The sequence below is a fragment of the Komagataeibacter rhaeticus genome (assembly GCF_003207855.1).
Lineage (GTDB): Bacteria > Pseudomonadota > Alphaproteobacteria > Acetobacterales > Acetobacteraceae > Komagataeibacter > Komagataeibacter rhaeticus.
The window spans coordinates 263,763-278,592 of record NZ_NKTZ01000003.1 but is presented as its reverse complement, the minus strand read 5'-3'; the positions used below and the strand labels follow the sequence as shown (position 1 = coordinate 278,592).

General features: G+C 64.5%; 9 protein-coding genes. 2 read left to right on the top strand and 7 right to left on the bottom strand.

Features of this window, described 5'->3' with window-relative positions; all coding sequences use genetic code 11:
* Positions 1-4: 4 nt before the first annotated feature.
* The 3 genes from CFR78_RS05425 to CFR78_RS05415 form a co-directional block, all read right to left on the bottom strand.
* Positions 5-3,496: an AAA family ATPase gene (locus CFR78_RS05425; protein WP_240471478.1), complete on the bottom strand. Its 3,492-nt coding sequence runs from the start codon at positions 3,494-3,496 to the stop codon at positions 5-7.
* Positions 3,480-4,748, bottom strand: a complete 1,269-nt coding sequence (locus tag CFR78_RS05420) for a metallophosphoesterase family protein (RefSeq protein WP_110581010.1) — start codon at positions 4,746-4,748, stop codon at positions 3,480-3,482. The genes CFR78_RS05425 and CFR78_RS05420 overlap by 17 nt, the downstream gene beginning before the upstream one ends.
* Before the next feature lie 64 nt (positions 4,749-4,812).
* Positions 4,813-6,282 carry an NAD-dependent succinate-semialdehyde dehydrogenase gene (locus CFR78_RS05415; RefSeq protein ID WP_034932648.1) on the bottom strand — a complete coding sequence of 490 codons (1,470 nt, stop codon included), beginning with the start codon at positions 6,280-6,282 and terminating at the stop codon, positions 4,813-4,815.
* 352 nt (positions 6,283-6,634) lie between these two features.
* Here CFR78_RS05415 and CFR78_RS05410 point away from each other — a divergent pair, with 352 nt between their 5' ends.
* The gene (locus tag CFR78_RS05410) at positions 6,635-7,537 is read left to right on the top strand and encodes a LysR family transcriptional regulator (RefSeq protein WP_034932646.1); all 903 of its coding nucleotides are present in this window, start codon (positions 6,635-6,637) and stop codon (positions 7,535-7,537) included.
* A gap of 82 nt (positions 7,538-7,619) precedes the next feature.
* Here the strand turns inward: CFR78_RS05410 and CFR78_RS05405 are convergent, their stop codons facing one another.
* The 4 genes from CFR78_RS05405 to CFR78_RS05390 form a co-directional block, all read right to left on the bottom strand.
* Positions 7,620-7,826: a cold-shock protein gene (locus CFR78_RS05405; RefSeq protein ID WP_007398099.1), complete on the bottom strand. Its 207-nt coding sequence runs from the start codon at positions 7,824-7,826 to the stop codon at positions 7,620-7,622.
* Positions 7,827-8,120: 294 nt separating this feature from the next.
* The gene (locus CFR78_RS05400) at positions 8,121-8,810 is read right to left on the bottom strand and encodes a Fe2+-dependent dioxygenase (protein WP_007398100.1); all 690 of its coding nucleotides are present in this window, start codon (positions 8,808-8,810) and stop codon (positions 8,121-8,123) included.
* A 30-nt stretch (positions 8,811-8,840) separates the two neighbouring features.
* The gene (locus tag CFR78_RS05395; protein ID WP_034932644.1) at positions 8,841-11,267 is read right to left on the bottom strand and encodes a TonB-dependent receptor; all 2,427 of its coding nucleotides are present in this window, start codon (positions 11,265-11,267) and stop codon (positions 8,841-8,843) included.
* A 202-nt stretch (positions 11,268-11,469) separates the two neighbouring features.
* Positions 11,470-13,191, bottom strand: a complete 1,722-nt coding sequence (locus CFR78_RS05390) for a carbohydrate porin (protein ID WP_007398102.1) — start codon at positions 13,189-13,191, stop codon at positions 11,470-11,472.
* Between the two features lie 367 nt (positions 13,192-13,558).
* Between CFR78_RS05390 and CFR78_RS05385 the strand changes: the two genes are divergently transcribed.
* Positions 13,559-14,719, top strand: coding sequence for a sensor histidine kinase (locus CFR78_RS05385; protein ID WP_034932669.1), 1,161 nt, complete (start codon positions 13,559-13,561; stop codon positions 14,717-14,719).
* The last annotated feature ends 111 nt before the right edge of the window (positions 14,720-14,830 follow it).

Here is a 14,830-nt window from a genome sequence, read left to right as displayed (position 1 = left end):
GCTGTCACGCCGCAATGCGGGGCAGTTCCACAAGATTTATGGCCACCCCCTGCGCCTGCAGGCTGCGGGCCATGTCGCGTATGCTGTCATGGTGGGTAAACAGCAGCACCTGCGTGGTGCGGGCAAAATCCGCCAGTACCCGTAGCGTGCATTCGCTGCGCGCGTCATCAAACTGCACCAGCAGGTCATCGGCGACAAAGGGCAGGGGTTCGGCCGCGCGGCAGTAGGTTTCCACGCTGGCAAGGCGGAACGCCAGGAAAAGCTGGTCACGCGTGCCGGCACTCATGTCCGCCACCGGCACATGGCTTCCGTCGTGGCGCTGGCCCAGTACCACCGGGTTGCCCTGTGCATCCAGGTCCGTGCGGATGGCGTCAAACGCGCCCAGCGTGGCAAGGGAGAAGAACTGCCCCGCGCGTGTGACCAGCGGGTCCTGCTCCGCGGAGCGGACATGGTCTATGGCATTGGCAATCAGGTTCCGCGCCAGGGTCAGTTGCGCATATTCCTCCACAATCTGGTGCAGGCTGGCAATGGCTGACTCGCGCCGGGCGGCCGCCTGCGGGGCATCGGTATTATGCTCGAAGGCGCGCAGCGCCGTTTCCTCATGCTGCTCGGCGCGCACGGCGTCGTCACGTTGCAGGTCAAGATCCTTCAGCCGGTCGTGCATGCGTGCGGTCTCGGCCCGCAGTTCGGGCAGGTCGCGGCCGTCAATGGCGCGTTCCAGTGCGGCAGGGGACTGGCCCCCTGTCATGCGGGCAAGGGTGTCCAGTGCCCGGGTGTGTTCCTGTGCCAGCCTGTCACGCCGGGCAAGACGGCCGGCAAGCTGTTCAAGTGCCTCGGGGCTTTCGGCATGGGTGCGCGCCAGCAACTGGTCAATCATGGCATGGGCGTGGGACAGGCTGGCCCCGCTTTCCGCCAGGTCCTGACGTGCCCTGGCCAGCGTGGGCAGCAGGGCCTCGCGCTGGTGCTGGCTTTTCTGCGCCGCCTGCCACAACTGCTCCAGCGCCTGGGCCGCCGCCACGCCATCGGCGGGCAGGGGGGCGGGCAGGTGGGGGCGGATTTCATCCATGACCCGTGTCAGGTCCTGCTCGGCCTGCCGGGCCTGAACACAGGTTTCATGCAGTTCGGACAGTCGTTCCAGCTGTGCCGGGGCGGCGGCCCAGTCGGTTGCCAGCGCACAGGCGGCGGGAGGCGGTGCATCGGCCTCCAGCCCGATGGCCTGCATGGCGGTGGCCCATTGTGCCGTCCAGTCCTGTCGTTCCGCCTGCAGGGCGGCGGCCTGCCGTTGCAGGTCAGCCTGTTCGGGCAGCAGGTCATCCAGTTCACGATGCAGCCGGCCATATTCCTCATGCCCGCTGGCATGCTGGCGCAGGGCGGTGGTCACCGCTTCCACGCAAGGCCCCGGTGACAGGGTGGGCGCGATGCCAAGGCGCTCGGCCAGTGCGCGCAGGCCTTCGTGCAGCGTGTCGGGTTTTATGCGGTCTTCCGCCAGCTGGGCCAGTTCGGTCGCGACCTGCGTGGCATCGGATAGCAGCTGCATCCGGGCGGATACAAAGGCGACCAGCGCATCGGGGGTGGTGGCGTGCGGGGCCGGTACACGGAATGGTGCGATGAAGGCCCGCCAGTCATCGGCCATCCGGGCCTGTATGTCCGCCTTGGTGCGTTCATGCAGCGTGAGCGTGTCCGCGCAATGCGTGATGTCGTGCCGCAGCCCTTCCATGCGGGCGATGCGGTCAGCCTGCGCCAGCAGCTGGGCGGACAGGGAATCCGCCCGGGCAATCGCGGCATCCAGCGCCGCGGCCCGGGCGTGGCGGGTGGAGGCGGCGGGACCCGCGGGCGGATTTTCGGGGTCGAGGTAGGCTGCGCGGATATCCTGCCACACCGCGTCACGTTGCCGGCAGGCTTCATCCAGCATGCGGGGGGCCAGCGGACTGCCGGTCTGTTCCAGCCGGGCAAGCTCGGCGGCCAGTCTGGCCTGTCGTGCGCGTTCCGCCGTGCAGGCCGCGTCAAGCCGGTCATATTCGGTGCGCAGGTGGTGCTGGCGTTCGGCGGCCATGCGCGCGCCCTCCGGCGGGGGGCAGGGCATGGCGCGCAGGTCTTCCACCGTGGCCGCTCCCAGCGCGCGCAGCCGGGCGGCGAGGTCGGCCTGCCGCCGGTCAAGGGTGGCCGCGCGCATCTCCAGCCGCTTCATTTCCGCCACCAGCCCGGAAAACGGCGCGGAATCGGCATGCAGCGCCACGTCATGACCTGCCGCGCGCAGGCTGGCCATGCGCTGCCGCCTGCGCGCAATGGCCATGTCGGCCTGGCTGATCTGCCGTGCCAGCCCCGTATGCCGGTTGTGCCAGTCGGCCTGTGCGTCGGCCAGATGGCGTATGGCATCCAGGGTTGCGCGGTCGGGCATGGCCTGCCGCAGATCCGCATCCGCCCCCCGGCCCAGCCGCTGGCGCAGGCTGGACAGGCTTTCGTTCATGGCGCGCCGTTTTTCCTCATGCCCGGCATGCAGGTCACGGTTGCGGCGCACGCTCTGGCCCAGGCTGCGTGCGCGGGCGACGGCTTCGTGCAGGGTATCCAGCACGGCTTCGGCAGGGGGGGATGTGGTCTGCCGGACCAGCTGGGTCACCTGGGCCTGTGCCGCCGCATGGCGCGCACGGGCGGCGGCACAGGTTTCCAGCGCGGTGGTTATGGTGGCGGCCATGCCGGGGGGCAGCGGTTCCAGGTCGGCCTGTGCGGCCAGTGCGGCGGCCAGACGGGCAATCTCGTGCAGTTGGGGCAGGGCCTTTTCCAGCTGTTCGTAATGGCTGTGCTGGCGGCGCAGTTCCGTCTGCTCGGCACTTATGGCGGCCCTGCGGCTGCGGGCTTCGTCACGGTCACGGCAATGGCGGTCATAGGCATCATGTTCCAGCGACGCGGCCCTGAGGCTCTGCTGCGCGGCGGTAAAGACATCCAGTTCCCTGTAGAACGCACGCCCCCCCGCCCGGCGGAGCGTGAACAGGGAGGCGCGTTTCGCATCAATCTCGTCCAGCCTGACCATAAGGGCACGCAGGCCCCCGCCCGCTTCCACGATCAGGCGGCCGATATCGCCGTTCGCATGCAGCAGTTCGGCACCGCCCGTGCGCAATGTCTCGTCATTCAGGCCAAACAGCGCGGCAAAGCGGGCGCGTGTCATGGTCTCGGGTATCAGCAGGCTCTCCGCTACGGCGGTACCCTCGGTGGTGACAAGGGAACGGTTGGTGCGCTTGTAGCGGTTCAGGTCATGTACCTGCCCGTTTTCCAGCACGATACGGGCGCCAAGGCAGATCTGGCCGTTGCCGAAAACCGCCCCGGCGCGCGTTCTGGCCGGGATACCGAACAGGAAGTCGCCAATGGCGGCAAGGCAGGTGCTCTTGCCCGCCTCGTTCGGGCCATGGATGACATGCAACCCGCTCCCGTCCCCCAGATCCAGGTCCAGGCCGGGGATCGCGCCATATCGGGTGATCCTGAGTTCACTGATGCGCATCATCGCGCCCTTCGGGGTCCTGCACCAGCGAGAGGGCGAGGTCACGCGCGCGGGCCGGGACATCATGCAGGATGGCGGCGCGCATTTCCTCCCTGCGGGTATGGGCGGGCATGCGTTCGATGACGGCGGTCAGGATAGCGTCCAGTTCCGCCTGCAGTGCCTCGGGTGTTGCCGCAGCGCGTATGTCGGCGGCAATCCGGCCGCCGGTAGAGGGGTCCATGACTGCGGGGCGGGCCGGCGCGCCGGTCCGCAGCTGCAGGCGCTCAAGCCATATCTGGTCCGATATGCCGGCCAGTACGGCCTCGACTTCCTCCTGCACCGCCTGCCTGTCACGCAGCAGGGCGGCATGCAGCGGCGTGGTCCCCGCCAGTTCCAGCCGCAGCGCCACCGGGCGTCCCTGTGCCTGCGCCATGATGTCCTTTGCCGCGTTGCGGATGCGTGCGTCCATCTCCTCGTGCGTGGCGACCTGCGTCAGGTCCACGCTCTCGCACGCCCAGCGCACGGCATCGAGCACCCTGTGTTCGACCGTGGCCACCGCGCCGCCGCGCACGGTGACCAGGGATGCCCCCTTCGGCCCGGCTTCACGCGCATGCCGCCCCTGCAGGTTGCCCGCATACACCACATACGGGTCCCGGTGCAGGATCTCGCGGGTGTGGACATGGCCCAGCGCCCAGTACTGGTAGCCATGGTTGACCAGCTGCTCGACCGTGCAGGGGGCATAGGTCTCGTGCCCTTCACGCCCCTGGCAGGCGGTGTGCAGGATGCCGATGTTGAACAGCCCCGCTACCGGCGGGGGATACTGGCGGGCAATATTGGTGCGCACGTCGCGGCGGCCAAAGCTGTGGCCGTGCACGGCAACGCCCAGATCCTCCATGATGCAGGTCTCGGCTCCGGTCGTGGCGAAGAGGTGGACGTTGTCCGTCACCCGCAGATGCCTTGCAAAGCGGTTTTCAGCATCATGGTTGCCCAGGATCATGAAAACGCGGATACCCGCCGCCCGCAGCCTGGCCATGCCGCTGATGAAGAACAGCCCGCACTGCGTATCGCGCAGGTCACCGTCAAACACGTCGCCTGCCAGCACCACGAAGCGGCATGCACTTTCTATGGCCAGGCTGACCATGTCACTGAAGGCCCGGCGTGAGGCATCGGCCACAAGGCGGGCATATTCGCCGGATTTTTCCGTAAGCCCGCGTAGCGGGCTGTCAAGATGAAGGTCGGCGGCATGAAGGAAGCGGAATTCGTCCATGCGCGCCATCGTACTTCATTGTTGGCGGATGTAAATGCGCGCCAGGAGCGCCCCGTGACGGGCCGGTGGCCGGTCAGGCACCGGGGTCGGTAATGTCGGTGCAGATGTATTTCATGTTCAGGTATTCATCCATGCCGTAGCGTGATCCCTCCCGCCCCATGCCGGACTGCTTGATGCCGCCAAAGGGTGCGACCTCGTTGGAGATCAGGCCGGTATTGTGCCCGACCATGCCGTATTCCAGCGCTTCGGCCACGCGGTGGGCGCGCGCATGGTCGCGGGTGAAGAAATAGGCGGCCAGGCCATATTCCGTGTCATTGGCCATGGCAATGGCCTCGGCTTCGGTGTGAAAGCGCAGCAGCGGGGCCACGGGGCCGAAGGTTTCCTCCCGCGCCACGCGCATGGCCGGGGTTACGTCCTGCAATACCGTGGGCTGGTAGAACAGGTCGCCCGCCGCGTCACGGGCCCCGCCGCACAGTATGCCCGCGCCGTGGGCCACGGCATCACGGACGTGTTCCTCCACCTTGTCGCGCGCCTGCGTGCTGATCAGTGGCCCGATGGCGGCATCCGGGTTGCTGCCCGGCCCGACCCGCAGCTTTGCCACCACGCGGGCGAAGCGGGTGGCGAATTCATCATAAATGCCATCCTGCACCAGAATGCGGTTGGCGCAGACACAGGTCTGGCCCGCATTGCGGAATTTGGCGGCGATGGTGCTTTTGATCGCCTGTTCGATATGCGCGTCGTCAAACACGATCAGGGGGGCATTGCCACCCAGTTCCAGTGACAGCCGCTTGAGCGTGGGGGCGGACTGCGCCATGAGGATACGCCCGACCTGTGTGGAGCCGGTAAAGGACAGCTTGCGGATATCGGGGCTGGCGCACAGGGCCTTGCCCAGCGTCACGCCATCGCCCGGCAGGACCTGCAGCAGCCCTGCGGGTACACCGGCCTGCCGTGCCAGTTCCGCCAGCGCCAGCGCCGTCAGCGGGGTCTCTTCCGATGGCTTGACAATCATCGCGCACCCCGCGGCCAGCGCCGGCCCGGCCTTGCGGGTGATCATGGCGGCCGGAAAGTTCCAGGGCGTGATGGCCGCGCACACACCCACCGGCTGGCGGATGACACTCAGCCGGGTGGCGGGATTGGTGGGCGGAATGATATCGCCATAGGCCCGCATGGCCTCGGCCGCGAACCACAGCAGGAAGCTTGCGGCGTAGCGGATCTCACCGGCCGCTTCCGCCCGTGGCTTGCCCTGTTCGGTCACGATCAGGGTGGTCAGGTCATCCAGGCTGTCCATGACCAGATCATGCCAGCGTGTCAGGATGACCTGCCGCTGGGCGCCGGTGCGGTTGCGCCATTCCGCCTGTGCCGTTATGGCCGCCGCGATGGCGTGGGTCACGTCGGGGGGGCCACATTCGGCAACCTGTGCCACCAGCACGCCGGTGGCCGGGTTGTGCACCGGCCGGCGCGCGCCATCCAGCGCGGGGCGCCACGTACCGTCGATGAATGCGTCCTGGCGGAAAAGGGATGTATTGGCAAGGTTCAGGGCCATGGCGGTCTCCGGTATGGATAATGGGGATGGCTGGCAGGACCGGCGGGGCGGACCGCGTGATGCCGCCAGAATCTGTTGGATGATGGTTGTCCTTTCATCGGGGATTATCCCGGTCAGCGTCAATGGTACAGCAAGCAATGTGAAGGGTTCCGCCTTGCATCCCGCAACCGGCGGAACGCTTCCTTTCCCACGGTCTGGCATGCCGCCGCCGGGCCGGACCCGTCATGTGCCACGGGAATGCCGGATGCGGCTGGCCGGGCGGGCCCGGATGGACGGTGGGGGCCGTCCGTGGCACATGGTGGGGCGCGCTGGCGGAAGGCGTGGTTGACCGGCATGAATAAAGGGGCAGGGTATGTTCTTGCGGCAGTTGACATATCTCATAGCGCTGGACCGCTACCGGCATTTTTCCCGCGCGGCGGAAAGCTGCGGTGTATCCCAGCCCGCGCTTTCGGCGGCGATACGCCAGCTTGAATCCGAACTGGGCATTACCATCATCCGCCGTACGCGCCGCTTCAACGGCCTGACCGATGAAGGCCGGCGCGTGCTGGACTGGGCACGGCAGACGCTGGCGGCACTGGATGGGCTGCGGCAGGAAGCGGCCTTTGCCCAGCAGGTGGCGGGCGGCACGCTGTCCATTGGCGTGATGCCACCGGCACTCCAGGCCATGCCGCCATTGCTGGAAGGCTTCCGCACCGCCATACCCGGCCTGCACCTGCATGCAAGGCTGGGGTCCAGCGCGGATACCATCCATGGCCTGCGCCTGCAGCAGCTTGATCTGGGGCTGGTCTATCTGGACCAGATCCCGGCCGACGGGCCTTTTGAAATCCTGCCGCTCTATACCGAACAGCATGTGCTGGTGGCGGTCGAACCGTTGACGCTTCCAGCCGGGCGGCAGGAATGGGACAGCCTTGCCGACCTGCCGCTGTGCCTGCTCAGCGCGGAAATGCGGACGCGGCAGATCGTGGATGGCGCCTTTCGTAACGCGAGCGTGACCCCGACCGTAATGCTGGAGACGAATTCACTCGAGGTGCTGTATGGCGAAGTGCTGGGTGGCAGGCTGGCCAGTATCCTGCCGGTGGCCGCATTGCCCACCCATACCGGGCGCAACCGGCTGCAGATCCGCCCGCTTGGTCCCTGTGCCACGCCCGAAGTGGGGCTTGTGCGTCTGGTCCCGGCCCAGCCTACGGCGCTGGCCACGCGGGTATGGGATGTCGCGGCCACGCTGCGGATGCGTGATATCTTCGTGGTGGGCTGAAGGGGCGCGGGGTGTCAGCCCCGCCCTGTGGGCAGAAGGGTAGAAACAAAAACGGCAGGAACCGAAGTTCCTGCCGCAATTGTCAGCCAATCTTCAGATTGACTGCGGAAGACTTGCCGTTACGGCCCCTTTCGAGGTCATACGTCACGGCCTGTCCCTCGTTCAGGGTCTGCTGGCCAGCCTGCTCGACGGCGGAGATGTGAACGAAAGCGTCAGCGCTTCCATCATCAGGCTGGATAAATCCAAAGCCCTTCTGGGCGTTGAACCATTTAACTGTTCCTGCGGCCATGTGTTGGCCTCCTTGCGTAACCGGCACCCACGCGAACATGCGCGGAATCGAGACTTTTCGTTTTATCGGGGATGCCAGAAGGCCGCGTATCGTGGCTGCATTTGAAATCTTGTCCGTAGCTGAAAAGTCCAGCCGTGCGATCCTTGTATAGGGGTGACGCGCAAATAGCACGGGAAATATTGCAAGAGCCGGAAATATTTCGCCCGTGGCACGCCATCCTGATTTTGAGACAGACGTAACCGTTGTGGAAAAACCCGTATGGTTCTCCCGATATCGTTCAGCATGATGACTTTTTTACAGGATGCACCACTGGCGCATCATGTTGTGGTAGATATTGGTCAGGGACAGCACGGCCGGGTCGCCATCGCCCAGCCGTTCGCGCAGCGCCGTGACCTGCATGTCCAGATCGAACAGGATCTGCCTGCGGCTTTCCTCCGCAATCATGGATTGTGACCAGAAAAACGCCGCAAGCCTGCTGCCGCGCGTAACCGGCGTCACGCTGTGCAGTACGGTGGTGGGGTAGAGGATCATGTCGCCCGCCGGCAGCTTGATCGCCTGTTCGTTGCCATTGGCATGCATGGTCAGTTCGCCGCCCTCATAGTCATCGGGGTCGGAAAAGAACAGGGTGGAGGACACATCGGTGCGGATGCGCGTGTGGATGCCACCCGCCAGGATGCCACGGATGGCATTGTCCACATGCGCGCCGAAGCTCATGCCGTTTTCATAGCGGTTGAACAGGGGCGGGCTGACCCGGTAGGGCAGCACCGCGCTGTTGAACAGCGCGTTGCGGCCCAGCGCGCGCAGCACGATTTCCCCCAGTTCGCGGCAGGCCGGGGTATCACGCCCAAGCTGCAGGTTGTTCTTGGCCCTGGCTGACTGTACGCCCGCCGTCTCGCGGCCATCGGTCCATGGCGCGCTTTCAAGCACTGCGCGGCAATGGGCCAGTTCATCGGCGGTAAGCAGGGCGGGAATGTGCAGCAGCATGGCAGGGCCTTGGGCATGTCGCGCGGTGGATCAGTACTGCGCCGAGATGTTGAACAGGAACGACCGCCCGATGGAGGGGGTGACCCGGTTGGAGAACAGGCTGCCGTAGTTCAGCCGGTTATCAAGGTTATAGGCGTTCATCGCCACTTTCCAGTGGTTGTCGAAATGATGCGAGACCATGGCGTCGAACTCCACCGTGGCGGGCACGCGTGCCGTGTTGGCCTGGTCCAGCCACACGCCCTGCCGCCAGGTAATGCCGCCGCCGACCGTCATGTTCCACGGCTTGCGCGGCGCGATTTCGTAACTGGTCCATGCCGTGGCCTGATTGTGGGGCACGTACTGGATCTGGCCTCCCTGCTTGGATGTGGTGGAACCGGCCTTGGTTATGGTGGGGTCATACAGCGCATAGGTGCCATAGAACATCCAGTTGCGCATGAGCGTGCCCGATACGCTGAGTTCCAGCCCCTGGTTACGTTCCTGGTCACTGGTCGCGCTTACGTCGCCCGTGCTGGGGTCGGTCTGGACGGCGTTGTTCTTTTCCAGCCGGAACAGGGCTGCGGTAAAGCCGATCCGGTCATGGAAGGCGCTGTATTTGGCGCCCACCTCATAAAGCCTGCTGCGCTCGGGCGCGGCGGTCTGGCTGGAACGTGTCATGGGTTCGGAACTGTTGGTGACATACAGGCTGAGCGGCGTGGTGGATTCCGACCAGTTGAAATACACCATCAGGTTGCTGCGCGGGGTGTACATGATGCTGACGGAAGGGTTGATGGTGGTTTCGTTCTGCCCGTAATGCACATCCGGCGTGGCGGTGCTGCCGCCGGTGGCGCTGTAATGGCTGTTCCAGTTATCCCACCTAAAGCCCGCCTTGACCGACAGGTAATCCGTCAGCCACACCTGATCGGACAGGAAGAAGCCCACATCCAGCGCATCGCTGTCCTTGTAGCACTTGCGGCCCACGCCATTGCCGATATTGACCAGACGGTTGGGATACTGGGCGCAGTCGCCCAGCGTCAGGCCGGGCACATAGGGCGAGGGGTCAAGCAGGCTGGTGCCGGGGCGGTTGGAGCCATAGGCGTAGTTCTGGCGGTGGTCGGTCACGTATTCGATGTCAAACCCGCCGATGATCTCGTGACGGATATGTCCCGTCTTAAGGTGTGCCACACCGGAGAACACATCCTGTATCGACCAGTCGCTCTGCCGGTAGGGTTCGGGGCCCCCCACACCGCCATTGCGCGCCACTACGGCGGAACCGGGGTTGGATGAGAAGAAATCCGACTGGCAGGTGGAGGAAGCGGCCACGCCATTGATCGTGTTGTTGGTCAGGGTGGCGCCGCTGGAGAAGTTCGAGCACGCTTCCTGCGATGCCGAGAAATAGCGGTGGAATATCCCGCCCCGCATGTCGTTATACAGTGTCAGGATGGGGCTGACCCTGGCCGTCAGGCGGCCGGTGATCATGTCGGTGCTGGAATCGTCCTGATCATAGGTGGTGCCATACCAGTTGGTGCGCCTGACGCCATATTCGGTCACCGGGCGGCCAATGGCACTGGCGGATGAATAGACCACCGGCACGCCGTAATCGGGGATGCGGTTGTCGTTCTGGTGGAAGTATTCCAGCACGAAGGACACTTTCTTGCCCAGCCCGAATGCGATGGAAGGCGCAATGCCCCAGCGGTGGGAATAGATGTAGTCACGCCCCACCACGTTGTTTTCGTTGCCCATGCCGGTCAGGCGGAAGGCGGTGGAACTGCCAATCTGGTAATTCACATCCAGCGTGCCCCGGTAATACGACCCGCTGCCCCCCGAAAAACTGGCCTGGTAGCTGTTGCCCAGATGCGGGGTCTTGGTCACGATGTTGATCGCGCCACCCGTGGTGCCATTGCCGAACACTTCCGATGACGGGCCTTTTATGACCGAGACATGGTCGTAATAGAAACTGTCGCGCGTATAGACGCCAAAGTCACGCAGGCCGTTTTCATAAATATCGTTCTGTGCGGCAAAACCGCGGATCAGGAACTGGTCCCCCGCCATGCCGCCCTCGCCCTCGCCAACCGATGCGGTAATGCCGGGCACGTTCTTCAGGGCCTCATCAAGGGATTTGACATTCTGCTGCTGCATCAGGATCTGGGGCACCACGTTCACGTTCTGGGGCGTGTGCATGGCGTCCTGTGGCATGCGGCTCAGGCCGATGGATTCATGCAGCACGTTCATCGGCGAGGCCGTGACGCGGGTCTGGTCGTACCTGCTGTCGGATGCGTGGTTGTACTGGTCCTGCGCGGGGGGCGCTGGGGATTTCCTGTCCGGCGTGCCTGCCGTATCGCTGGCCCGGGGCGGGGACGTTACCGCATCGGGGGCGGCCCGGGCGCCGGTTGCGGCACAGGCCAGCGCCATGCTGGCGGTCAGCAGGGAGAAGGGCCGTAGCCTGGGGCGGATGCCGGGGCGGGGGGTCTTGTCTGTCATAATTGCAACAGCCTCTTAATTGCAGAATGTTGCAATACATATTGTAATAATTATTCGCAACACGATGGCTGTGTTTCGCCGTCTCCTGTCTCATAATTGCAACAAATTCTTATTATCATTATCAAGGAAAACAGCGAAAAAAGCCCTGCATATTTCCGTATGCAGGGCCGTCATGCAATTTGTGCAATACCCGGTCGGGGTATCAGAGATTGGCGATGACCTTCAGCCCCACCAGTGCCGCATTGGGAATGTGTCTGGTCTCGCCCGGCCGGATCATGTACTCGAATTCCGGCTGCACCAGTATGCCGGGCATGGCGTCGATCGCGTAATAGGCTTCGATGATGTGGGAATCCGTCTGGGGCGCGCGCACCGATGTCCCCAGCGAATAACCGGCCTCATACCGCAGGATCTGTCCTTCCTCCTTGCGGTGGCTGACATGGTACCACGAATACATGATGCCCAGCCGGTCCGTCACGCGTGAGGGGATGACGCCCGCGAAGGACAGGCCGCCATAGGCCTGATCGGAAATGGAGGTGACATGCGGTGTATTGTGGATATAGCCCGCCATCAGGTAGCCGCCGGCCATCTGGTTGCGCCCGCCGCGACGGTAGACCATCTGGTCGCCTTCAAACCAGAACATGTCCATGGGGGCCGAGCGCTGGTGGCCGGCGGCGGTTTTCAGCGCGGCGGGCAGGCCGATCCCGATTTCGTCGGGGTAGCGGGTGGTGTCATGCGCATATCCCAGCACGTAGTGGCCCGGCAGGCGGTTGCGGGTCAGGTAGGGCTGCCATGTGAACTCGACGGGCAGCATCAGGCCGGTCGTGTTCTCCGCCCCCCATGCCCAGCCACTGGGGTTGTCGGACAGGGCGCTGACCGAATAGGCGCCAAGCTGGATGGCGGTATCACGCGTGGGGCGCATGCGGATGCGGCTGCCCCATGTGGCCTTGGGGTACACGCTGAAGCCGGGATCAAGCTTGAGCGCCACGGGCGCCGAGCAGGTGACCATGAACGAGCACAGCAGCGGGGATGTGGCGAACACATGCGTCAGCGCCATACGGCCGAACGTTACATCCAGCCGGTTGTCCAGCAGCTTCTTTTCCGCATAGAAATCAACCAGATGCGCCACCACGTTGCCTGACAGGCCATAGACTTCCTGCAGGTTGACATAATATTCCCCCACCCGGTCGTGGCTTACGGCGTGCCCCGCGCGTTCCATCACCAGGGTATGGACGGACCAGCCCTTTATGCCGGCCATCTTTTCCAGGTCGAAGTTCACCTGCGCGGTCAGTTCGTGCACGTAGCTCATGCCACGTTCCACCCCGCCACTGATCACGCCCATGGCCTCGCCCTTGTAGGTGAAGGCAAAGCTTACCCCATGGTCCCGCAGCCGGTTACGCAGCGGGTTGAGCTGCGGCACCAGGTGCCCGCTGCCCGCGGTTGGCACGTAGTACGGGTCCTCCAGGTCGGTATCATGCTGCGCGTCGATCCACGCGGGCAGGAAGCCCGACGGGCCTTCATGGCGGGTCAGGGCATCCAGCTCGATCTTGTGGAAGGCCTTGCTGTCACCGGGGCTGCTGACGGGGGCCACGCTTATGGTAGCAAGCCCCGCCGAAGGATAGGCCGGCACCCCGCTGGGCGGGATGGGCGTGTTGGGCGGCCGGCGGATGGCCTGGGGCGTGGGGCCAAGGCGTTCGGCATCAAGCGTGTTCAGGCTGATCTGGCTGGCCTGTGACGCGGGGGTCGCGGGTACGGCCGGGACCGCATTGACGGAAACGAGCGAGGGCACCCCCGTCGTGGGGGCAACCTGGGCATGTGCCACCGGCAGCGCCGTGGCGGCCGTGCTGACGGCCAGCAGCCATTTACAGGTATGGGAAAACGGATGGCGTGCGCGCCCGCTGCGGGCATGCCGGATCTGTCTTGTCATGTCTGTTGGTTTTCTCGTGGCCCGGTCGTCAGCGACGGGGCATGGGTACGCGGCGGGGATGCCGGGTGAAGCGACGCGCGTCTTTTCAGCCGTGTGGCCGGGGGAATGCGGAACGGGCGGGGACGACGGGCGTCCTGGCGGGTGGAACCGGATCGGTCATGATTTGTTGGGCCATTGTTCTTATTTTTTATGATTGGAGAAGGTGTAGGGTAAAATTATCGAAACGTCAAACGATTTATAATTATATTAATTTTGCACCGCACAAATTGTAATTTTATTTCAGAAATCATTCTTCTTTTAGTTGTTTCCCCAGCATGGTATCGCCCGTTTTCCGGGCCATGCGGCAGGTCGGGAAGGGGAGGACGGTGTGACAGCGCTTGTGCTGCTGGTGGTTGGCCTGGTTGTGGGGGGCGGCGGGGCCTGGTTTGTCCTGAGCCGACATGACATGGCCGGGCGGCTGCCCTATTACCCTGTGGCCCGTGGGGCGGCGGACCCCGTGCAGGGCACGGATGAGGACACGATTGCCGTGGATGACCTGCCCGTGGCCCTGCTGGTGCTGGCACGTAACGGTCGCCTGCTGCATGCCGGTGCCCGTGCGCAGAATGAATTTGCCGAAGGCCTGGGCACCATGATCCGTCACCCCGCCCTGCAGCGCGCCGTGAGCGAATTGCAGCCCGGCAACGTGACCGAGGTCCGTATCGAGGCGGATGTGCCGGTGCGCCGGGTGGTGCAGGCTTTTGTAAAGGCCGCGCGGTGGCACGGGCAGCCTGCCTGCGTGGTTGTCCTGCTGGATGCCACGGCGCGTGACGCGCTGGACCGTGCGCGCAGCGATTTCGTGGCCCATGCCAGCCATGAACTGCGCACGCCGCTTGCCGCCCTGATCGGTTTTATCGAAACCCTGCAGGGGCCTGCCGCCAATGATGCGGTAGCGCGGCAGAAATTCCTGGCTATCATGGCACGGCAGGCAAGCCGGATGCAGCGCCTGATTGACCGGCTGCTCTATCTGTCGCGCGTGCAGATGCTTGAGCACCAGCGCCCGCAGGGACAGGTGGTGGTGGCCGAACTGCTGGGCCGCTTCCGTGATGAACTGCAGGGCAAGCCCGCCGGGGAGCGGGCGGCGCTGGTGGTTCATGATGCCCCGCCGGGCAGCCTGCGTGGCGATGCGGACCAGATTTTACAGGTGCTGGTCAACCTGTGCGAGAACGCCCTGCGGTATGGCAGGCCGCAAGCGCCCGCGGTGGCGCGTATTGAAGTGGGGGCGCAATGGCTGGACACAGGGGGGCTGCTGCTGTCCGTGCGTGATAACGGGCCGGGTATCGAACCACAGCACCTGCCACGCCTGACCGAGCGCTTCTACCGCATAACCCAGCCCGCCGGGCGCAATACGGGGGATCAGGGCACCGGGCTGGGCCTTGCCATCGTGCGCCATATCGTTGACCGTCATGGCGGGCGGCTGGATATAACCAGCGTACCGGGGGAGGGGACCCGCTGCACGGTCTGGCTACCCGGCCAGCCCCCTGTAACCTAGAGACCATTTCAAAATAAACATTTGGAAAAACTGGTAAAAGTTTTTGGTAAAGCTTTTTCCAAAAAGCTTCAGGGAACATCGCCTTTAAAAAAAGCGACACCCGAAAACTTT

What these genes read in the sequence shown, in the direction of transcription:
- CFR78_RS05425 (WP_240471478.1), bottom strand. Translation starts at nt 3,496, where the DNA reads ATGATGCGCATCAGTGAACTCAGGATCACCCGATATGGCGCGATCCCC.
- CFR78_RS05420 (WP_110581010.1), bottom strand. Translation starts at nt 4,748, where the DNA reads ATGGCGCGCATGGACGAATTCCGCTTCCTTCATGCCGCCGACCTTCAT.
- CFR78_RS05415 (WP_034932648.1), bottom strand. Translation starts at nt 6,282, where the DNA reads ATGGCCCTGAACCTTGCCAATACATCCCTTTTCCGCCAGGACGCATTC.
- CFR78_RS05410 (WP_034932646.1), top strand. Translation starts at nt 6,635, where the DNA reads ATGTTCTTGCGGCAGTTGACATATCTCATAGCGCTGGACCGCTACCGG.
- CFR78_RS05405 (WP_007398099.1), bottom strand. Translation starts at nt 7,826, where the DNA reads ATGGCCGCAGGAACAGTTAAATGGTTCAACGCCCAGAAGGGCTTTGGA.
- CFR78_RS05400 (WP_007398100.1), bottom strand. Translation starts at nt 8,810, where the DNA reads ATGCTGCTGCACATTCCCGCCCTGCTTACCGCCGATGAACTGGCCCAT.
- CFR78_RS05395 (WP_034932644.1), bottom strand. Translation starts at nt 11,267, where the DNA reads ATGACAGACAAGACCCCCCGCCCCGGCATCCGCCCCAGGCTACGGCCC.
- CFR78_RS05390 (WP_007398102.1), bottom strand. Translation starts at nt 13,191, where the DNA reads ATGACAAGACAGATCCGGCATGCCCGCAGCGGGCGCGCACGCCATCCG.